At 69.7% G+C, this 18,739-nt stretch carries 21 protein-coding genes and 1 pseudogene; 9 read left to right on the forward strand and 13 right to left on the reverse strand.

Annotation, left to right across the window (positions count from 1 at the left end; translation table 11 throughout):
* The first annotated feature begins 122 nt into the window (after nucleotides 1–122).
* From N866_RS00335 to N866_RS00345, 3 genes are all read left to right on the forward strand, one after another.
* Nucleotides 123–707, forward strand: a complete 585-nt coding sequence (locus N866_RS00335; protein WP_034221025.1) for a GNAT family N-acetyltransferase — start codon at nucleotides 123–125, stop codon at nucleotides 705–707.
* A gap of 522 nt (nucleotides 708–1,229) precedes the next feature.
* On the forward strand, nucleotides 1,230–2,978 hold the full coding sequence (locus N866_RS00340) for a pyruvate dehydrogenase (RefSeq protein WP_034221028.1): 1,749 nt from the start codon (nucleotides 1,230–1,232) through the stop codon (nucleotides 2,976–2,978).
* A gap of 606 nt (nucleotides 2,979–3,584) precedes the next feature.
* Nucleotides 3,585–4,637: a tellurite resistance/C4-dicarboxylate transporter family protein gene (locus tag N866_RS00345; protein ID WP_245612304.1), complete on the forward strand. Its 1,053-nt coding sequence runs from the start codon at nucleotides 3,585–3,587 to the stop codon at nucleotides 4,635–4,637.
* A 61-nt stretch (nucleotides 4,638–4,698) separates the two neighbouring features.
* On the opposite strand, the gene fdxA is transcribed toward N866_RS00345, so the two are convergent.
* The 5 genes from fdxA to N866_RS00370 are packed head-to-tail and all read right to left on the reverse strand — an operon-like array spanning nucleotide 4,699 to nucleotide 8,474.
* A complete protein-coding gene (fdxA, locus tag N866_RS00350) occupies nucleotides 4,699–5,058 on the reverse strand; it encodes a ferredoxin (protein WP_034221029.1) in 360 nt (119 codons plus the stop codon).
* A 46-nt stretch (nucleotides 5,059–5,104) separates the two neighbouring features.
* A complete protein-coding gene (locus N866_RS00355; protein WP_034221030.1) occupies nucleotides 5,105–5,542 on the reverse strand; it encodes a hypothetical protein in 438 nt (145 codons plus the stop codon).
* Nucleotides 5,543–6,979 carry a multicopper oxidase domain-containing protein gene (locus N866_RS00360; protein ID WP_081802173.1) on the reverse strand — a complete coding sequence of 479 codons (1,437 nt, stop codon included), beginning with the start codon at nucleotides 6,977–6,979 and terminating at the stop codon, nucleotides 5,543–5,545.
* Nucleotides 6,976–8,142 (reverse strand): hypothetical protein, encoded by a 1,167-nt coding sequence (locus tag N866_RS00365; RefSeq protein WP_216699335.1) that lies wholly within the window; start codon nucleotides 8,140–8,142, stop codon nucleotides 6,976–6,978. Before N866_RS00365 ends, N866_RS00360 begins: the two co-directional genes overlap by 4 nt.
* A complete protein-coding gene (locus tag N866_RS00370) occupies nucleotides 8,136–8,474 on the reverse strand; it encodes a metal-sulfur cluster assembly factor (RefSeq protein WP_052022170.1) in 339 nt (112 codons plus the stop codon). The genes N866_RS00365 and N866_RS00370 overlap by 7 nt, the downstream gene beginning before the upstream one ends.
* Before the next feature lie 155 nt (nucleotides 8,475–8,629).
* On the opposite strand from N866_RS00370, the gene N866_RS00375 reads away from it, so the two are divergent.
* Genes N866_RS00375 through N866_RS00385 form a run of 3 tightly spaced genes read left to right on the forward strand, consistent with a single transcriptional unit; the run spans nucleotide 8,630 to nucleotide 9,854 of the window.
* On the forward strand, nucleotides 8,630–8,908 hold the full coding sequence (locus N866_RS00375; protein ID WP_081802174.1) for a DUF2249 domain-containing protein: 279 nt from the start codon (nucleotides 8,630–8,632) through the stop codon (nucleotides 8,906–8,908).
* Entirely contained in the window at nucleotides 8,898–9,413 is a 516-nt protein-coding gene (locus N866_RS22310; RefSeq protein ID WP_245612305.1) for a DUF2249 domain-containing protein, read from the forward strand. Before N866_RS00375 ends, N866_RS22310 begins: the two co-directional genes overlap by 11 nt.
* Nucleotides 9,414–9,467: 54 nt before the next feature.
* Nucleotides 9,468–9,854 carry a carboxymuconolactone decarboxylase family protein gene (locus N866_RS00385; RefSeq protein ID WP_081802181.1) on the forward strand — a complete coding sequence of 129 codons (387 nt, stop codon included), beginning with the start codon at nucleotides 9,468–9,470 and terminating at the stop codon, nucleotides 9,852–9,854.
* A gap of 666 nt (nucleotides 9,855–10,520) precedes the next feature.
* On the opposite strand, the gene N866_RS00390 is transcribed toward N866_RS00385, so the two are convergent.
* The 4 genes and pseudogenes from N866_RS00390 to N866_RS22725 form a co-directional block, all read right to left on the reverse strand.
* Entirely contained in the window at nucleotides 10,521–11,672 is a 1,152-nt protein-coding gene (locus N866_RS00390) for a cytochrome P450 (protein ID WP_034221031.1), read from the reverse strand.
* 107 nt (nucleotides 11,673–11,779) lie between these two features.
* A complete protein-coding gene (locus N866_RS00395; protein WP_155855117.1) occupies nucleotides 11,780–12,190 on the reverse strand; it encodes a hypothetical protein in 411 nt (136 codons plus the stop codon).
* A gap of 116 nt (nucleotides 12,191–12,306) precedes the next feature.
* Entirely contained in the window at nucleotides 12,307–12,981 is a 675-nt protein-coding gene (locus N866_RS00400; RefSeq protein WP_034221033.1) for a helix-turn-helix transcriptional regulator, read from the reverse strand.
* A gap of 47 nt (nucleotides 12,982–13,028) precedes the next feature.
* Nucleotides 13,029–13,394: pseudogene (locus N866_RS22725) on the reverse strand (DUF488 domain-containing protein).
* 202 nt (nucleotides 13,395–13,596) lie between these two features.
* On the opposite strand from N866_RS22725, the gene N866_RS00410 reads away from it, so the two are divergent.
* The gene (locus tag N866_RS00410) at nucleotides 13,597–14,205 is read left to right on the forward strand and encodes a DUF6448 family protein (RefSeq protein WP_034221035.1); all 609 of its coding nucleotides are present in this window, start codon (nucleotides 13,597–13,599) and stop codon (nucleotides 14,203–14,205) included.
* Nucleotides 14,206–14,214: 9 nt separating this feature from the next.
* Complete coding sequence (lepB, locus tag N866_RS19560; RefSeq protein WP_052022173.1) at nucleotides 14,215–14,673, forward strand: signal peptidase I; 459 nt, start codon at nucleotides 14,215–14,217, stop codon at nucleotides 14,671–14,673.
* Here lepB and N866_RS00420 read toward each other — a convergent pair.
* Together N866_RS00420 and N866_RS00425 are read right to left on the reverse strand one after the other, a co-directional pair.
* On the reverse strand, nucleotides 14,630–15,307 hold the full coding sequence (locus tag N866_RS00420; protein WP_034221037.1) for a Crp/Fnr family transcriptional regulator: 678 nt from the start codon (nucleotides 15,305–15,307) through the stop codon (nucleotides 14,630–14,632). The two genes, lepB and N866_RS00420, sit on opposite strands and share 44 nt — an antisense overlap.
* Nucleotides 15,308–15,360: 53 nt before the next feature.
* On the reverse strand, nucleotides 15,361–15,891 hold the full coding sequence (locus N866_RS00425; RefSeq protein WP_155855118.1) for a hypothetical protein: 531 nt from the start codon (nucleotides 15,889–15,891) through the stop codon (nucleotides 15,361–15,363).
* Nucleotides 15,892–16,058: 167 nt separating this feature from the next.
* On the opposite strand from N866_RS00425, the gene N866_RS20740 reads away from it, so the two are divergent.
* On the forward strand, nucleotides 16,059–16,628 hold the full coding sequence (locus N866_RS20740) for a TetR/AcrR family transcriptional regulator (protein WP_052022174.1): 570 nt from the start codon (nucleotides 16,059–16,061) through the stop codon (nucleotides 16,626–16,628).
* Between the two features lie 234 nt (nucleotides 16,629–16,862).
* Here the strand turns inward: N866_RS20740 and N866_RS00435 are convergent, their stop codons facing one another.
* Nucleotides 16,863–18,014, reverse strand: coding sequence for a tyrosine-type recombinase/integrase (locus tag N866_RS00435; RefSeq protein ID WP_034221183.1), 1,152 nt, complete (start codon nucleotides 18,012–18,014; stop codon nucleotides 16,863–16,865).
* A 435-nt stretch (nucleotides 18,015–18,449) separates the two neighbouring features.
* Nucleotides 18,450–18,710, reverse strand: coding sequence for an excisionase family DNA-binding protein (locus N866_RS00440; RefSeq protein WP_034221042.1), 261 nt, complete (start codon nucleotides 18,708–18,710; stop codon nucleotides 18,450–18,452).
* Nucleotides 18,711–18,739 lie beyond the last annotated feature (29 nt).

The raw sequence follows: 18,739 nt of genomic DNA on the forward strand, positions 1-18,739 counted from the left end.
TGGCGTTGTCGACCAAGCACCGAGCCGGTGGCCGTGGCCGGCACCTGCGACCGGCCGGCAATCGACCGCTTCGGGTAGGTTGCGGTCTGGAGCCGCGCTAGGAGAACAAGCAGGAGCACACCATGATCCCGACACTGACATCTCGGCGACTCCGGCTACGTCCATGGACTGTGGATGATGCTGATGCCGCTTTCGAGATCTACAAGCACGAGGAGGTGGCCCGGTGGCTGAGCCCCGCGATGGACGCGGTCCGTGACCCTCAGGAGATGCGGCTGGTCCTCCAGCACTGGGTCGCTGAGAGCCACCGGAGCGTGCAACCCACCGGTCGGTGGGCCGTCGAGCTCACCGAGGAGAATCGAGTCCTCGGCGGGATGACCCTGCTGTACTTGCCCCCGGGAGGCACTGACCTCGAGATCGGATGGCAGCTGTCACCCGAATTCTGGGGCCACGGCTACGCCACCGAGGCCGGTCATGCACTGGCGCATTGGGCCCTCGAGTACCCCGGCATCGACGAGGTCTTCGCAGTGGTCCGTCCCACCAATGCTCGCGGCGCAGCCACAGCCAAACGCATCGGCATGGAGTGGGTCGGCGAGACAGACAAGTACTACGACCTGCAACTGCAGGTGTACCGGGTGCGCGCGGCCGACCTCGACCAGTCCCTGGCCGACCAGCAGTACGGCGCTGACCAGCACCGGCCGCCGCAGTGAGGGCTGGTGAACCCGACATCAGGGCGGTCGTCTGCGATCTCGACGGGGTCCTTGTCGACTCCGAGCCCTTGTGGGGCTCATCCCCGGTGCGGTGGAGGCGGCCCGTCGAATCGCAGCAAGTTGGCCGCTCGGACTGGCCAGCCCCCCGCCAGTCGTCCTGATCGATGCGGTACTCGACAGCGCCGAGAGCGAGCCGTTCTTCCGGGTGATGTCGACCGAACCGGTGGAGTACAGGAATCCGTCGCCTGACGTCGTCGTGGTAGTGGCCGCAGGGCTTGACGTCAGCACCCGCCAATGCGTCGTGGTGGAGGACTCGAGCGACGGGTTGCGGAGCGAGTGCGGCGGGCACTCGCATCATCGCGATCCCCGTCCAGCTATCCGCCGGAAGCGGACGCGGGCGCACTCGCTCTGGCCGAGGTGGTGCTCCCCGACCTCACAGGGTTGACTCCGGAAGCGCTCGCGACCCTGGGATGACGCACGGCATACTCGAGTGGTCAGTGCCCACATCGGGAGGACCCTGCCGTGGCCAAGAAGCTCGCCACCCAGCTGGTGGACCAGCTGCAGTCAGCGGGGGTCCGGCGCATCTACGGGATCGTCGGGGACAGCCTGAACCCGATCGTGGACGCCGTACGGCGCACCGGGGGCGCGGATCGCGAGGGGCTCGACTGGATCCACGTGCGTCACGAGGAGGCGGCCGCGTTCGCCGCCTCGGCCGAGGCACAGCTCACCGGCAGGCTCGCTGTGTGCGCCGGGTCGAGCGGGCCCGGCAACCTGCACCTCATCAACGGCCTCTACGACGCCAACCGGTCAGGCGCCCCGGTGCTCGCCATCGCCTCGCACATCCCGAGCCGCCAAATCGGCAGCGACTACTTCCAGGAGACCCACCCCGACCGGCTGTTCACCGAGTGCTCGGTCTACTCCGAGATGGTGAGCACCAGCGATCAGGCGCCGCGCGTGGTGCGCAACGCGATCCAGCACGCGCTCGGCAGACGGGGGGTGGCGGTTGTGACGCTGCCCGGCGACTTCGCCGACCTCGATGCGACGGCGCCCACGCCCACCTGTCACCCGATCGTGCTCGGAGCGATGACCCCGGACCGGGTCAGCGTGCAGCGCCTGGCTGAGGCGATCAACGAGGCCGGCAAGGTGGCGATCTTCGCCGGCGCAGGCGTCGAGGGTGCCCACGACGAGGTGGTCGAGCTCGCCGCACGGATCAAGGCTCCGGTCGGACACTCCCTGCGCGGTAAGGACTTCATCCAGTACGACAACCCCTATGACATCGGCATGACAGGGCTGCTCGGTTACGGCGCCGCCGCCGAGGGTATCGAGGACGCAGACCTGCTGATCCTGCTCGGCACCGACTTCCCCTACGACCAGTTCCTGCCCGAGACCCTCACCGCGCAGGTGGACCGTGCAGCCGAACACATCGGTCGCCGTACCGAGGTGCAGATCCCCATCCACGGTGACGTGCTCCCGACGCTGCACGCCCTGCTGCCCCTGGTCGCGGAGAAGAACAGCGACCAGTTCCTGCGCCGGATGCTGAAGAAGCACGACCGGCTGATGAGCAAGGCCGTGGGCGCCTACACCCGCGAGGCCGACAAGCTGGTGCCGATCCACCCGGAGTACGCGGCCTCGATCCTGGACGACGTGGCAGCCGAGGACGCAATCTTCACCGCGGACACCGGCATGTGCAATGTCTGGACCGCGCGCTATATCCGCCCGCTCGGCACGCGCAGGCTCATCGGTTCCTACCTGCACGGGTCCATGGCCAACGCGCTGCCGCAGGCGATCGGCGCTCAGCTCGCCTTCCCGGATCGCCAGGTGGTCTCGGTCTCCGGCGACGGTGGCCTCTCCATGCTGCTCGGCGAGCTGATCACCGCAGCGACCCTGCGCATCCCGGTCAAGGTCGTGCTGTTCAACAACTCCACCCTCGGGATGGTCAAGCTCGAGATGCTCGTCGCCGGACTGCCCGACTTCGGCGTCGACGTTCCGGACACCAACTACGCCGCGATCGCCGAGGCGATCGGATACCACGCCCGGCGCGTAGTCGACCCCGCCGATCTCGAGGACGCCTACCGCGCCGCCTTCGCCCACGACGGACCCGCGCTCGTCGAGGTCATCACCGATGCGCAGGCACTCTCTCTGCCCCCGAAGATCACCGGCGAGCAGGTCTTGGGCTTCGCCACCGCCATGTCGAAGGTCGTGCTCAACAAGGGCGCCGGCGAGGCCCTCAGCATGGCGCGCAGCAACCTACGAAATCTGCCCCGTGGCTGAGCCGGACACAGCTCGGTGAGATCACCCAAAGCACGGACCCGACCCGGCGGCTGAGGGCCGCACCCCTCAGTCCAGTGGGGAGTCGGGCTTGCTCCCGAGCAGGTCGGTGGCGCGTTGTGCACCGAAGGTACCTGGCCGAGCCGGCCAGCCTGGAAGTCCTCGACCGCCCGTCGGATCTCTGCTGTAGGTGGACCTTCCCCGTGAGCAGAAGTGGGTGCCGCCGCGCCACCAGGACCTGATCGGTGACCAGGTAGGACCGCCGTCCACCGACGGCGGCGGCGCCTTGTGCGCATCAACGCGGACGGCGTCGCCGGAACAAGCGCCCCCGGTTCGACACACACGCCGATTCGCATGGGTCTACGTTCTCGCCCGCCGGAGCGTCGGCGCCGACAGGTGCAGCCCATGGAAGAGCCCGCCGCTGTGCTGCGCGAGGAAGCCCTGCTGTACGACGACGTCGGCTGAAGCAACAAGGCTACGAGTGAAGATCACATCGAAGCTCTGGCGCCAGCAGAACGCCGAGAGCCCCGGGCGTCTCGCCGCCTACCAGCGTGAGGGTGTCTCGGCGGACATCGCGTTGCTGGATCCGCCTGAGGGTAGTTTGCGACCGTGACCGACTCACTGAGTGGACGGGTGCACCATGCGGTGGAGGGGCTGACTCCGGGCTACTTCGCCCTGGTGATGGCCAGCGGGATCATCTCCGTGGGCATGAGCCTGGAGGGCTTCGACGTGCTCTCGTTGTGGCTGTTGATCATCTGCGCGAGCGCGTTCGTGGTGTTACTTTCCCTCACCGCGTGGCGTTTCGTCGCGTACCGCCAGGCGACCAATGACGACTTCAACGACCCGGGGCGTGGCTTCGGCTTCTTCACGTTCGTGGCCGGCACCAATGTGCTGGGGGTGCGTCTGGGCATCGAGGGCTACTACGAGGCGACCGCCGTCCTGCTGGTGGTGTCCGGCCTGGCTTGGCTGGTTCTCGGCTACGTGGTGCCGTGGACCGCCGTGCTGGGGCGCGAAGAGCGACCAGTGGTGGCGACGGCGAACGGCACTTGGTTCATCTGGGTGGTCGCGAGCCAGTCGGTCGCCATCTCCGCCGCCACGATCGAGCCGGTCTTCGAGACGGGACGCCGCGAGCTCGCACTGCTCGCGGTTATGTCCTGGTCGATCGGGGTCTTCCTGTACGCCGCAGCGGGCGTCTTCGTCGCGCTGCGGCTGATGCTCTACAAGTTCGGCCCTGAGGAGCTGACCCCGCCGTACTGGGTGTCGATGGGCGCGCTGGCCATCACGGTTCTCGCGGGAGCGCGCATCGTTGAGATGGCGGACGCACCGATGGTGGACGCAACACGCGAGCTCATCGCCGGCCTGTCCGTCGTGTTCTGGGCGTTCGCGACCTGGCTGATCCCGGTGCTGGTCGCCGCGGGCTGGTGGCGCCACATCGTGCGGCGGGTCCCCCTGCGCTACGAGGCGACCCTATGGAGCATCATCTTCCCGCTCGGGATGTACGCCGTCGCGGGGATCTACCTCGGGCGAGCCGACCGGCTCCCCCTGGTCGGCATGATCGGCGCCGTCGAGCTCTGGGTGGCCTTCGCCGCGTGGTTGCTCGTGCTCGCGGCCATGGTGCGGCACGTGTCGCGCACCGTCCTCTTCGGCGCGCGGCACCGCTGACGACCAGATTCGCATGGTTTCCACGGACACGGGCAGGGCCTCAGGCGGGCTGGCCTGCGACTCACTCCTGGTGCACGTACCCCGGGATCACCTCGTGCCCGGCGACGAGCGGGGTGTCGGCCGGGACCATCCCGAGCTTGGCCGCACCGCCGGGTGAGCCGATGGGCTCGTCGTGACCCGGCAGCGTCTCCTCGAAGAAGGCGGCGTTGTCGGCCAGGTAGGGGACCAGAGCGGTGGGCAGGTCGTCCTCGTAGTAGATGGCCTCCACCGGGCAGACCGGCTCGCAGGCCCCGCAGTCGACGCACTCGTCCGGGTGGATGTACAGCGAGCGCTCACCCTCGTAGATGCAGTCGACCGGGCACTCCTCGACACAGGCCTTGTCCTTGACGTCGACGCACGGCGCCCCGATCACGTAGGTCATGGCTTCCTCTCTCGGGTGGTGGCGTCCGGGGTTCCGGACGACGTGCTCAGCTCACGGGCAACGCCGTGGCGAGCAGGACGACGACCAGGGACCCGATGAGCGAGGCGAGAGCCAGGGACCGGGCCAGGGTCCGGCGACCCACCCCGTTCGCCCAGCCGTGCAGGCCCGCGGCGAGCATCACCAGGACGAAGGCGACGAGCTTTCCGGCCAGCGTGCGGCCGTAGCCCGGGTCGCCGAGCGAGGCCCAGGTGACACCCTTGTGCCAGGCGAGCAGGACGCCGGTGGCCACCTGTACGGGGATGAACCCGGCCATCGTGATCACACCCAGGCGCAGGCCGAGCGTGCGCATCAGCTCGGCGCGCTCCCGTTCGCCCAGCCGCCGTCGGGCCACCGGCAGGACGAGCATCGATACGGTGACCTGCCCACCGACCCACAGGATCGCGCCGAGCACGTGCACGAAGCGGACCAACGACCAGACGTCCACCTACGATGCCTCGAGCACGCCGTGGGCCCCGCGCTCGCCATCGACCATCGCGTGGTCGGTGAACGGGTACCGGCCAGGCTCCGGCAGGACGAGCTCGACGAAGCCGCCCTGGCCGGGGGCGAGGTCGAGCACCTGGGCGAGACCGCGCTCGGCGTTGCCGGGGCGCAGCAGGTAGGCGCCCTCCTTGAAGACGGTGTCGAACTGGGCGCCGACGACGTGGAAGGCGGTCCCACGCTGCGGCCCGGCGGCGACGACCCAGACCCGGATCCGCTCACCGGCGCGCACGGCGACCGGGGCGTGCGCGTACTGGTTCACGTAGCCGTTGAAGACGACCGCGCTGGGTGCCTCGGCCGCGATCGCCGCCTCGTCGGCCGTGCCCCCGTCCGGTCCGAGGTAGAGCTCGGACTGGACCATGACCAGCTCGGTGTCGACCGGCTCCAGGCTGGGGGGCTCGATGATGACCGCGCCGTACATCCCGTTGGCGATGTGCAACGACATCGGCTTGGTGCTGCAGTGGTAGAGCCAGGCACCCGATCCCTGGGCGACGAACTGGTACGTCAGCTCCTCACCCGGGTCGATGGTGCGCATCGGCTGGTCGGGGGCGAGTGCGCCGGCGTGGAAGTCGATGCCGTGCCCGGTGGTCGCCTCGTTGACGAAGGTGATGGTGAACAGGTCGCCGACCTGGCCGTGCAGCGTCGGGCCGGGTGCGGTCCCGTTGAAGGTCCACAGCGTCTGCCGGACGCCGGGTGCGACCTCGACGACGGTGTCGGTCACGGCCATCCGCACGATGTGCTCGGTGCCGCCGGGCAGCGGCTGCAGGTGCGGGTCGTACGGCTGCCAGTCCGGTCCGGGCGCGGCGTGCAGGTCCAGGGCGGCGCGCTCCGACGTCGCGCCGACGCCCGTCGCGGTGCCGGACGAGGTGTGCGACGCGCGGGACTCGACGGCCTCCCCGTCCGCGTCGGACGCGATGATCGTCATGGTCATCCCAGCGGCCTTGTGCCCGGGCAGCGAGCACCACCCGTCGACGCCCGCGTCGACCACGCCGAGGTCGAGCGTCGACGACTCGCCGCCACCCAGCACCGGGGTCTGCTCACCGGAGGCGAGCACCAGGTCGTGGCGCATGGCGTCGTCGTTGGTGACCTCCAGGACCAGGTGCGTCCCGCTCGGCACCTCGATCACGGCCGGGGTGATGCGCATGCCGGACAACGTGACCTGGACGGTACGGGGCCCATCGCCCCCGCCCGGTACGGCGACCGAGCCGCCGGTCGGCGCCGACGCACCCGACAGGGCGACGACGAGTGCGATGACGAGCATGACCGCGCCGAGGGCGAGCCCACCCAGCAAGCCGGCACGGTCACCGCTGCTGCCCGACGGCGGGCCCTCGGGCAGCCGAGAGACCGCGTGGTCGTCGGTGGTGCGGTCGTGGGTCGTGGTCATCGTGGACCTCCGGCTCGGCGTGAGCGCACGACGGCGGTCGCGGAGGCGACGAGGAAGAGCACGACGGCCACCTCGGTCGCCACCCCGCCCACGCGCCACAACGTGGTCACGCCGAAGGCGTCGCCGGCGACGAGCCGGACCGCCAGGGCGACGTGCAGCAGGCCGAGGTGCAGGTAGAAGGACGGGTGGAAGGGCAGGCGCACCCGCAGGACGGCGGGGACGATGACCGGGGCGTGCCCGAAGATCATCGACATCACGAAGCCGAGGAAGACGGCGTGCAGCGCGGCGTCGTAGGCGGCGACGCTCGAGCCGAGGTCGCCGATGACGAGCCAGAGCACCCCGGCGACCGCGAGCCACACGTAGCCGGCGAGCAGGCACACCGCCATGAAGCGGGTGACGCCGGGGATCTTGATGGTCCGGCGGGCGACGTCGTTGACCGCACCCCACAGCGCCAGCCCCAGCAGCCCGGCGCCGGCCACGCGGGTCCCCACGACGGCGAGCGTCGGCAGGGTCGTCAGGACGAGCCCGGCCAGGAAGACGCTAGAGGCGACGGTGAACTGACGCACCGAGGCGGGTCGCAGCAGGCCGACGCGGGCGAGCTCGAGGCGTTCACCGACGATCGTGAGCACGAGGAAGCCGGCCAGCCACGGGACGAGCTGGGGAACGGTCCAGCCGGCGAGCCAGAGCACCGTCGCGACGTACCAGCACACCGCACCGGCGGCCATCACCCGCAGGTGGACGGCGGGCTGGACCCGGTGGACCACGACGTACACGACGACCAGCAGGATCGAAGCCACGCAGAGCAGGAGGCGTCCGGCGAGCGCCTGGCCGAGCAGGACGGCGATGCCGCCGAGGCCCGCGGAGGCCGGGGCGAGGAAGCCCCAGGGCCGTGCCAGTGCGACGGCGCGCTCGAGGGAGATGACGGTGCCGAGGAAGCCGAGGACCATCAGCGGACCGTGGTCGGACGCCGTCGTGCTCGTCACGGTCGGGACGGGCAGTCCCAGCAGGAGGAGACCGCCCCAGAGCCCGGCCAGCAACGAGATGACGGCGGCCACGAAGATCGGGATGCGCCGCCAGGGGACGCGCGGGGCTGGTGCCGTCCCGGCGGACCGGGGCTGCGGGGCGGAGGACGAGACGGGGACGGGGACCTGCTCCGTCACCATCCGAATGCCTGCTTGACCTCGGCGCTCATCATCTCCGGTGTCCAGGCGGGGCGGTGGGTGATCTCGACCTCGACGCGGTCCACCGCGCCGCTCTCGATCAGGACCCTGCGTACCTCGTCGGTGATGTACTCCCCGAGCGGGCAGGCGGGTGTCGTGGTCGTGATGAGCACGGCGGCGACCCGGCCGTTGAGCTCGAGGCCGTAGACCAGGCCGAGCGAGACGATGTCGACGCCGAGCTCGGGGTCGATGACGTCGCGGAGCTCCTCACGCAGCTGCGCCACCTCGGTGCCGGGGCCGACGAGGCGGGTGACCGAGAGCAGCTCGCGGCTCATCGCACCGACCCGGTGCGGACGGCGGCGGACCGCGATGTGATCTGGCTCGCAGTGCACGGGCGGGACTGGCGGCGGACCTGGGGCATGGGTGTAGTTTTCACGAGAACACTAGTAAAAACAACCGAGGACCTTCGTCCCCAGACCCCAGGAGAGCCATGTCCGCCGATGCCCGGCAGGCCGCCGACCCGACCCAGCCCGAGACAGCGGGAACCGTCGAGCTCGACGTGCGCACCCTGCCGCACGGTGGAAGGCACGAGGTGATCTTCGGTCACCTGAACGCACTCGGGACGGGAGAATCCTTCATCATCCGCAACGACCACGACCCCAAGCCGCTGCGCTACCAGACCGAGTCCCTGTGGCCGGGCACCTTCGAGTGGAACTACCTGGAGACCGGCCCCGCGGTGTGGCGCGTGGAGATCACACGTGTCGACTGAGGCCCCCACCGAGCTCGCCACCCCGGCTGAGGCCGCGGACGACGACGACCTCCCCGCCGGGCTGGTCCGCACGCTCACCAAGGCGTGCCGCGCGCTGGCCGAGGCGGGTCGGCCGCAGGACGCCGGTCAGCTTGCCGCCGACGGCTGGGTGCTGCTGCGGCACACCCGTCCCGATCTCGCCCGTCGCCTCGACGGCACCATGCACCACGTCGCCCGCCTCGAGCGGCAGCTCGAGGCCTCCGAACCTGGACCGGAGGTCCGCATGACCACGCCCGACCGCATCATCGACGTCCGCACGGAGATCCCCCGCGTCCGTCACGAGTTGATCTTCACCAGCTTCGACAAGCTCCCGGTCGACGCGGCCTTCGTGCTGGTCAACGACCACGACCCCAAGCCGCTGTACTACCAGCTCGCCGCCGAGAACCCGGGCGAGTTCACCTGGAAGTACCTCGAGGAGGGTCCGGAGGTCTGGCGCGTCCGGATCGGCCGCGTGGCCACGTCCTAGGTGAACGTGTGACCCGCACCGTCCGCCCACCACGAAGGAGCTGTCGTGCCCGACATGTACCCGCCCGCGACCCCTGAGGTCGCCGCTCGCCGTCGTGAGCTCGCCCCCGAGATCAACGAGGCGTGGGACCGGTTCAGCTCGGCGGTGTTCGCCGCCGGGGCCCTCGACGAGGTCACCAAGCAGCTCATCGCGGTCGCCGTCGCCCACGTGACGCAGTGCCCGTACTGCATCACCGGGCACACGCGCGTCGCTCGTCGTCGGGGCGCCTCGGACGAGCAGATCATGGAGTCGATCTGGGTTGCCGCGGAGATGCGCGCGGGCGGGGCCTACGCGCACTCCACCCTGGCGCTCGGGGTGCTCGATGAGCACGGCGCCGGTCACGCGCACGCTCACCGCGCGGAAGCCTTCGCGACGGCCATGGACGGGTCTGCGGGCGCTTGACCCAGGTCATGGTCGATCCCCGGTGATGTCCCTGACGTCGGTGCCAGTCGCCCCGAGCACTGGACGGCACGCGGTACCGATGCGGACGAGGCCCGATTGGTGGGCGGCGACGACGAACTGGGCTCGGTCGCGCAGGTCGAGCGGGCCATGGATCGGTTGGCATGGGTCTTGACCGTCAAGGGGAAGATGACCAGGCGCTCGGCGATCTCTTCGTTGGACAGCCCTCGGCGACCAGGGCGACGATGCCGACGCTGTCCGGGCACCGGGTTGCGCTCCTACGGCTCACGGGTTGCAGGTCATGCCTTCCTAGGTGTGCGGTCCCTGGTGCATGCCCGGGTTGTGTGTCCCGGAGAAGCCCTGGGTTAGAGCGCACTGCGCGGCGTGGTCGCCAAACGTCGGTCCACTGACGGCGGTGGCCGGCGATGCTCAGAGCAGAACGACGGCCGTGAGCGCCGCCGCGGCGAAGAGACGCCCAAACCTCGTCTTGTCGGTGCTGGTCATGGTTGGCCCTTCTCGAGATCGGTTCCGTCGCGGTGCTCGCAAGCAGCGAGCTCACGCCGGGCGTCGAGGGTCTCCCATCGTGGTCGCTTCCCCTCGGCTGCGAGATCGTGACGACAGTGACCGATGCATGTGATGGTGGGCGTGCCGTCGGCACGGCGACAGCGGTCAGTGCAGCACGAGGGGGAGTGTTGCGAAGCCACTTCCGGGGTAGTGGGCGCGTGCCGGTGCGATATCCGCCGGCGCAAGTTCGGTGGTGCGTGCCAGCAGCTCCTCGACCAGGACCCGCAGCTCGAGGCGGGCCAGCGGGGCGCCGGGGCACACGTGGATGCCCCGGCCGTACAGGAGGTTGTCCGCCGGGTCGCGGTCGAGCCGGAACTCGTCGGGATCGCCAAAGACCGCCTCGTCCCGGTTGGCTGACGCCCAGAGCACGGTGACCCGCTCGCCCGCGCCGATGAGCTGACCGCCTACCTCGACAGGCTCGGTCGTCACGCGACGGTTGGCGATCAGCGGCGCGTGCATGCGCAGGATCTCGTCGTTCGCCGCCCCGATCAACGAGGGGTCGTCCCGGAGCAGCTGCTGGGTCGATGGGTGCGCCGCCAGGTGGTGCGCCAGGATCCCGACGCTCGCCGAGATCGTGCTCAGCTCGCCGACGGTCCAGTTGCGCAGCAGGCTGACGAGCTCCTCGTCGGTCATCGGGCGGTCCCAGACCCGCTCACCGAGCAGGCGGGTCGTCAGGTCGTCCGGTGCGGCGTCGCCTGCCTGGCGGCGCGCGGCGAGAAGGTCACGGATGAAGCCGTCGAACTCGACAGCGATCGCCGCCATCGTTGGCCGGTCCTGCGCGAGCGTCGCCGCGCGATTCTTAGCCGTCCAGCGCCGTAGCGGCTCCTCGAGCTCGGCCGGCCAGCCGAGGAACGCGTTCTGCACTCGGAGCGCGTACATCTCGGCGAGCGCTGGCATGAGATCGGTCGGAACGCCACGCGTCAGGTCGTCGACGAGGTCGGCGGCGATCCGCCGGCACGAGGGTTCGAGAGCGTCCATAAGGTCCGGGGTGAAGTACCGGTCGTTGACGCGCCTGAACTCGGTGTGCTCGGGCGGGTCCATCCCATTGGGCACCGTCAGGCGGTGGGGGACCGCGTTGCTGAACGTCTGCGGGTCGTCCAGCACCCGCACCACGTCGTCGTGGCGGAGGACCGACCAGCCCAGGAAGTCGCTGTGCGCGACGGGGCAGCGACCGCGCAACTCGTCATAGGCGGCGATCTGGTCCTCGAGCACCGCCTGAGATCGCGGGTCCCAGTCGGACGGCTGGTTCTCGGTCATCGCTCTCCTTGATCGTCACTGCTGCGGTGGGTGTCCGTAGAAACCGCGGTACTTGTCTGGTCGCACGAGCACGACAGTCGCTGGACACCGCCGGCCGGTGGTTCGCGTCAGCCGCCGCGGATCCGGCTGAGCACAAGTCCGATCGGGATGCTCAGGCCCAGCACCGCGACGAGCAGCCAGTAGGCCCGAAGGAGGAGGGCGGGGCCCGTGGAGCGACGGACCGTGCGCAGTACCAGCCCCAGTGCGATCACCAGTGCGATCCCGCCGATGTCGACGAGCGTGGTCCGGTCGAGCAGGACGCCGGCCAGGACCGACCCGTTGCCGAGGTTCCACAGGCCGAGGGTGCCGATCGTCGAGACTCTCGACGGCGGGCGGGGTGCCAGGATCGAGGACCCGAGGCCGAGGCCGACCTGTGCGACACCGGCGACGAGCACGAGGTAGGCGGAGGCCCAGGACGAGCTCTCGGTCGCGACGGGTGCGGTGAAACCGGCGACGAGCCCGCCTGCGATGACGCACACCACTCCGATCGCGACGAACGGTGCCGCAGCCGCCCGCCGTCGAGCGTCGGGCCTGCTGCCGGCCGACTGCGCTGCTACCTCCGGTCGCCGCTCTCGCGCTGAGCCCGTTCGTGCCCTCATGGGGTCGATGCCCTGCGCACCTGGGCCACGCACACGCGTGGTGTCACGAAGGGGTCGAGCGACTCCGCAACGGCGGTACCACCGAGTTCGTCAAGCACTCCCTGCATGATGCCGAGGTGCATGCCGCACACCACCTCGGGGTGTCGGGTCGCGACCTCCAGGAACGGGCAGTGCCGCAGCCGGAGCGATACGGTCCCCCCCTCGGTCGAGGTCTCGGGCTGGAATCCGATGTCCTCGAAGACCCGATGCAGCGCGTCGACCGCTAGCCCCGCGTCGAGCCCACCTTCAGCCGACGGCCGTTCGACGAGATGTCGGCCCCACGAGCGACCCGTCGCCACCGCCGCCTCGCGCGCGTCGCCGGCCGCCGCAGCCAGTCCGGCGAGCATCTCCGCGAGTAGCCCATAGCTGCGCTGGGAGAGGGCTTCGGCGCGCGCCACGTACAGCACCCGTGGTCGCCCAGGGGACGTCCTCGTCTCGACCGTGCGCACGGCCAGCCCGTGCGCGGCCAGCGCGTCGAGGTGGAACCGCGCCGTGTTGGGGTGCAGCTCGGTGAGTGCGGCGACGTCGACGACCGCAAGCGCCTCGGGTGACTGCCGCAAGGACTGCAGGACAGCCTGACGGCGCGACCCCAGCCGCGGCGCCGGCGGATCGGACAACGGCACGCCGCCCACACCAGGCCGCCGCGAACCTTCGGACGGCAACCCCTGTCCCGCGCGGCTCATGGCATGCGCGCGATCACGTAGTCCCGCAGCGCCGCCGCGTTGTTGTGCTCGCGATCACGAGAGCTGAAGAGCAACGTCACAGGTTCCTCCACGTCAATCGGCTGCCATGCGCCGGGGTTCGAATCCAGCTCCTCGAGGTAGCGCTCCGGAATTCCACCCACTTCTGCGGGTCATGCCCGAACCACTGACGCAGCGCGATGCTCGGCGCCGCGTCCTTTGAGCCACGCATCGATGCGGATCGCGTCGCGCCGCACCCCCCGCGGCCAGAGGCGCTCCACCAAGAAGACGCGCCCGCCTGACGGCGGCGGGTCGTAGACCCGCGCCAGAGGGATCGGTCCCACAGCCGCTCCCCGGTGTGGCACACCTCAGACGACTTTGATACCAAAACCGATCATAGCAATTCGGGAGCCCTCTGCCCGCCGCCCGATTGGCAGGCGCGGCAGCCGTGACGCGGAGTCGGCCGTGCCGCGGCCGTCGGTGCGCGGTGGGGCGAGGCTTGATCGGCGTCAAGGCGGTGGGGCCACGATCCTCGTACCGTGGGGATCACCAAGCGAAGGAGATCCCATGTTCATCAACCGCATCGCCACCCTGCTGGCCGCGCTGAAGCCCGCCACCGTGCAGGCCCACTGCGACACCGCCGATGGCCCGGCCGTCACGGACGGACACAAGGCCCTGGCGACGGGCAACGTCAACTACGCGCTCAAGTGGATCCCCGCCGACGGTGAGGCCGAGCTGCGCGAGGTCTTCGACAAGGCCCTGAAGGTCCGCACACTCGGGACGGACGCCGCGGAGCTGGCCGAGCGCCTCTTCCTGGAGACGATGGTCCGCATTCACCGGATGGGCGAGGGCGTCGGCTTCACCGGCATCCAGCCCACCGGGACCCAGGTCGACCCTGTCGTCACGGCGGCCGACGAGGCCATCGCCCTGGGCACGGACGCGGCCCTGCTGCCGATGGTTCCGGGAGAGCGCCGTGCCGAGCTCGACAAGCGGTTCCACGCTGCACTGGTCCGCAAGGATTTCGACGTGGACGATGTCGCAGCTGGCCGTCGCTACCTCGAGGCCTACGTCAGCTTCTTCATGTACGCCGAGGGTGAGGACCACGACGGGCACGAGAGCCACGGCGACAGCGAACACGCCCACGCCTCCGAGCACGCACACACCTCCGAGCACTAGGACCTCCGCATGAAGCGCCTCGTCAGGGTGGCCGGCAAGTCCATGGCCCCCACCTACCGCTCGTCCGATCTGCTGATCACGCGGCCCGTCGGACGAGCCGGCGCGCGGGTGCGGCGTGGCGATGTCGTGGTGTTTCGTCACGACGGGCTGCGGATGGTCAAGCGCGTGGTCGGCCTGCCGGGTGACCTCGTCGAGCTGGAGGCCGGTCGCCTGTTCGTCAACGGGGAGTCCGTTGATGGACGCCCCCGGGTGCATGGCGCCTACACCCAGACCTGGCGGGTGCCGGGGACGAACTACTTCATGGCCGGTGACAACCCAGCCGTCTCGGACGACTCCCGGGTCTGGGACGAACCCTTCGCCCCCGCCGCGGGTCTCGAGGCCGTCGTCACGCGACGGCTGGCGTGGCCGCGCCGACCCGGGGGACTCACGCCTCGTCGACCAGCCGCTGCAACCGGTCGGGATGCGTGATGGACACCGACCGTCCCGCGCCGATCACGATCAGGCCCTGCGCGGCGAGGCTCGACAGCGCCCGGCTCAAGCTCTCTGGGGAGGTGTCGAGCAGGGAGGCCACGTCCTTCTTGGCCAGCGGCAGGCTCACCGTGGCCACGCGGTCGCGCCAGGTGCTGGGCAGGCCGAGCAGGTAGTCGGCCAGCCGGCTCTCGACATCACGCGAGGTCAGCGAGTTGAGCCGGTGCTCGGTCTCGGACAGGCGCTCGCTCACCGTCGCCAGCATCCGCAGGCCGATCTCAGGGTGCTCCCTGATCAAGGCCTTGAGGTCATCATGGCGGAACACGCACAGTTGGCTGTCCTCCAGCGCGGTGGCGTAGTCGTCGGGCCGATGGCCGGTGAAGACCGAGGTCTCCCCGGTGAACTCGCCGGGACCCAGCACCCGGACGATCTGCTCAGACCCGTCGGCTGAGAGCCGGAAGATCTTGACGCGTCCCGTGTGCAGCACCATGAGCTGGGACAGGTGGTCGTCGGCAGGGTAGGCACTCTCCCTGGCCTTCAGATGTGTGGGGCGCGCCAGCTCCGCGACCCGACGTTGATCGTGCGCCGAGAGGCCGGCGAAGACGGGGACGCGCGAGACGCAGGTGTCGGCCATCTGCGAAGCGTAGGCACCGGGCGGCTCCTACGGGCGCGGACGTCCACGGGTCATCATGCGGTTCCTGTGCCCGTGCTCGGCCAGGGTTCGGGGTGTGGGGGCATGCCCTCGAGCGAATCGCCGATCCTGCGGAGCGAAGCAAGGATCTCGTCGACCTCTCTTTCGGGCAACGAGGTCATGACGGTGTCGAGGATCCGGATCTGCAGGCCCTGGATCTGCTCGAGGGCCGCGCGCCCGGAGTCAGTGAGCCGGCTGCCAGCGCCATCCGGACCCTCAGCCGTCGTGGCGTCCGCCGTGATCAGCCCCGTCCCCGCGAGCGCAGGCCTGATTGCCCCGTCGTCCCGCGGACCTCTGTCCACCTCGCCGTCCTCCGCGGCGGCAAGGAGCGCGTGCACCTGAGCTGGTGACAGCCCGGTGAGTCGTTTGACCGTGCGCAGGATGGGCCGGAGCAGGCGGGCCGTGCGGTCGATCTCGTTCACGAGCAGCAACGCCTGTCCCAGGCGCGACCCCGGTTCGCGGTCTACCTGGGCCGGGCGGGAGCTGTACTCGGGCGGACGGGACCGAGCGCCGGTCGCGTCAGCCATGGTGGTCTCCGACTGCAAGGGACTCCTCGAGACGGGCCGCCTCATCGTCGATGCCGTCGACGGCGCTTGGTGACCTCATCGAGCTCTCCTGACTTGACGACCGTTAAGTAGCTGCCTGAGAGTTATCATGTTCTCGCCCTTGCCGATCGTCAAGTTGGAGGCCGCTGGTGTCAGCTCCGGAGCTGAGGAGCACGCGGGACCGCATCCTCGATGTCGCGCTCGAGCTCTTCAGCCGCCAGGGGTACGAGGGCACGTCGATCCGGGACATCGCCGAGCGGATGTCGATCACCAAGGCCGCGGTGTACTACCACTTCCGGGCCAAGGAGGAACTGCTCGCCGACCTACTCACTCCCGCGACGGCGAGGGTCTCCCGCGTCCTTGAGGAGCATGGGCCCGTGCGCGACGCCGCCGGGCGCCGCGACCTCGTGACCGCCCTCGTCGACGTCGTCGCGGAGGTGGGGCCGCACGTGGTCGTGATGCTTGCCGACCCGGCGGTGGGGAACCACATCCGGGCGCTGACCGGGGAGAGCGGCCTGCCGGGGCGCATCGGGCGGGCACTAGTCGGGACGGACGGGGAGCCCGCGCCCACCGATCGGATCCGTGCCGCCTGCGCCGTCGCCAGCCTCCAGGCGGGGATCGCTGCGTGGCGGGAGGACAGCCCACCTCCGGCGGTCCTCGACGGCGAGGCGAAGGACGCGCTTGTCGACATCGTCCTGGCCGTCATCGCGCGCGACTGACGAGCCGTCGACGGCTCGCGACGGACGGAGCGTCGCCGCTGCGGCTCATGGCGTGAACGCCACCTTTCTCACGGCGTTCGGGAAAGGGGGTGCCGGTGATGTCACGAGTCGTCACCCCCGGGTCCTCCAACGATCGCGAGGTCGCCATGGACGGACGCAGGGTCCTCACCCTCTCCTTCACCGGCTTCACTCTCATGCTCGCGGTGTGGCCGATGTTCGGGGGGTTGCGGTTCGTCATCGTGAGGTTTGGGTGCGGATGGTGTGGAAGGCGGTGAGGGTGCGTCGGTCTGCGTCGGGCAGGGTGTGGAGGTACTTCTGGGTGGTTTGGATCTGGGCGTGGCCCATGCGTTCCATGACTGACATGAGGTCGGCTCCGCCGGCGAGGAGCCAGGAGGCGTGCGCGTGGCGGAGGTCGTGCATGCGAACGTTGAAGTTGATGCCGGAGCGTTGCACGGCTGGGCGCCAGTACCGGGTGTTGAACGTGGCCCTGGACAGGGGTTGGCCGGCGGCGGTCTCGCGGGAGGGGAACAGCAGGTCGTCGGGTCCGAGGCCGAGGTGACGGACTCGGGCGGTGAGGGCGTCGATTAGGTCCTGGGAGACCGTGACGGTGCGAGGCTCGTCGTCTTTGGGATACGGCTTGACGATCATGCGCTGCCCGGTGGGGGAGTCCTTGGCCGATACCTCGACGATGGTGTCCTGCACGGTGATCGTGCGGGCCTGGGTGTCGATGTGGCGGGGTCGTAAGGCGACGAGCTCACCCCAGCGCAGACCGGTCTCGATGGCGGTCATGATCATCACGGTGAACCGGGGAGGGATCTGCGTCAGCAGCTGGGTGTACTCATCGGGCGTCAGGGTGCGGGTCCTGGTTGTGATCACCTTGGGCAGGTCGGTGGCCGCGCAGGGGTTGAAGGGAATGATTCGGTCGGCCACGGCTCGGGCGAAGATGGAGTGCAACATCACGTGGTACTTCACGATCGAGCGAGGAGAGAGTCCCTTGCGTCCCTTCCCGGCGACCTGGGGGGGCTTGCCGGCCTGGTTGACCCACTCCTGCACCATGGCGGGCATGATCCGCGCCAACGGGTAGTCCCCGAAGAACGGTATGAAGTGGATGCGCAGATTCGAGGCATAGGCGGCGTAGGTGGTGACCTCCAGGTGTCGCGACGGGAGCCAAACCTGCCCGGCGTACTCCCTAAACGTGATGCGCCCGGCGCGCGGGTCGATCCACGTCCCCTCGGCCAGGGCGATCTCTGCTCGGACTGCGGCCTGCATGGCGGCCTTGTCGGTGCTGAACGTACCCACGGTGCGCTTGGCTCCGGAGGCGTCCCGGTAGCGGCCCTGGTACCGCTTCTTGCCGTCCTCAGCACGCCGGACCGTCACCCACGCCATATCGACCACCCCAACTCACATGTGGGCGCAATGTGGGCAGACACCGCCGAAAACCGGCGAACCGGGGCGGACGCCGGCGTACGAGAAACCTGTACTGACATGCAGAGATGCACGCATCGAGCCTACTCAGAAGCGGTCGCAGCACAAGAGGGGCTGCACTCATAACCCAGAGGTCGCAGGTTCAAATCCTGCCCCCGCTACCACGAAGTAGCAGGTCAGAGGCCCTTTCGATCTTCGGATCGAAAGGGCCTCTGGCGTGTGGTCAACGGATGGTCAACATGGCGCGCCTCCGGGAGCGCGTCTGGGGCGGTCGCGCACAGGCGCGAACCGGGGCGGACGACGGCGTCCGCCTCGGGCGCTGTAGGTCCCAGTGGTGAGACGTCGGAGGAGTGCGTCCTGGTCGCGCTGCAGGGCCCACGCCGGGGTCTGGACGTGTCAGCGCCGCTGCCGCTCGACGAACTCGTGCAGGGACTCGACAGGCACCTTCCGCAGCCGGCCGACCCTGATTGTCCGGATCTGGTCGGTGCGGATCAGCTCGAAGAGCAGCGTCCGGCCGATGTCCAGGCGCTCGGCCGCCTCCTCGACGGAGATCAGGAGCTTCTCGGTGTTGTAGTGGGCCTGCGGCGCATCGACCGCGGCGACCGGATCGTCGGGTGTCGCACCGGGCTGCCCGAACGGGGTGATCGTGGTCGACATGGCCTCTCCTTCGCGGTGGTGCGTTGTGC

It is taken from the genome of Actinotalea ferrariae CF5-4, from assembly GCF_000603945.1.
Classification (GTDB): Bacteria; Actinomycetota; Actinomycetes; order Actinomycetales; family Cellulomonadaceae; genus Actinotalea; species Actinotalea ferrariae.

Excerpts from the sequence above, each read along its gene's own strand:
- N866_RS00335 (WP_034221025.1), top strand. The coding sequence starts at position 123 with ATGATCCCGACACTGACATCTCGGCGACTCCGGCTACGTCCATGGACT.
- fdxA (WP_034221029.1), bottom strand. The coding sequence starts at position 5,058 with ATGACCTACGTGATCGGGGCGCCGTGCGTCGACGTCAAGGACAAGGCC.
- N866_RS00360 (WP_081802173.1), bottom strand. The coding sequence starts at position 6,979 with ATGACCACGACCCACGACCGCACCACCGACGACCACGCGGTCTCTCGG.
- N866_RS00365 (WP_216699335.1), bottom strand. The coding sequence starts at position 8,142 with ATGGTGACGGAGCAGGTCCCCGTCCCCGTCTCGTCCTCCGCCCCGCAG.
- N866_RS00370 (WP_052022170.1), bottom strand. The coding sequence starts at position 8,474 with ATGAGCCGCGAGCTGCTCTCGGTCACCCGCCTCGTCGGCCCCGGCACC.
- N866_RS00375 (WP_081802174.1), top strand. The coding sequence starts at position 8,630 with ATGTCCGCCGATGCCCGGCAGGCCGCCGACCCGACCCAGCCCGAGACA.
- N866_RS00385 (WP_081802181.1), top strand. The coding sequence starts at position 9,468 with ATGTACCCGCCCGCGACCCCTGAGGTCGCCGCTCGCCGTCGTGAGCTC.
- N866_RS00390 (WP_034221031.1), bottom strand. The coding sequence starts at position 11,672 with ATGACCGAGAACCAGCCGTCCGACTGGGACCCGCGATCTCAGGCGGTG.
- N866_RS00410 (WP_034221035.1), top strand. The coding sequence starts at position 13,597 with ATGTTCATCAACCGCATCGCCACCCTGCTGGCCGCGCTGAAGCCCGCC.
- lepB (WP_052022173.1), top strand. The coding sequence starts at position 14,215 with ATGAAGCGCCTCGTCAGGGTGGCCGGCAAGTCCATGGCCCCCACCTAC.
- N866_RS00420 (WP_034221037.1), bottom strand. The coding sequence starts at position 15,307 with ATGGCCGACACCTGCGTCTCGCGCGTCCCCGTCTTCGCCGGCCTCTCG.
- N866_RS00425 (WP_155855118.1), bottom strand. The coding sequence starts at position 15,891 with ATGGCTGACGCGACCGGCGCTCGGTCCCGTCCGCCCGAGTACAGCTCC.
- N866_RS00435 (WP_034221183.1), bottom strand. The coding sequence starts at position 18,014 with ATGGCGTGGGTGACGGTCCGGCGTGCTGAGGACGGCAAGAAGCGGTAC.
- N866_RS00440 (WP_034221042.1), bottom strand. The coding sequence starts at position 18,710 with ATGTCGACCACGATCACCCCGTTCGGGCAGCCCGGTGCGACACCCGAC.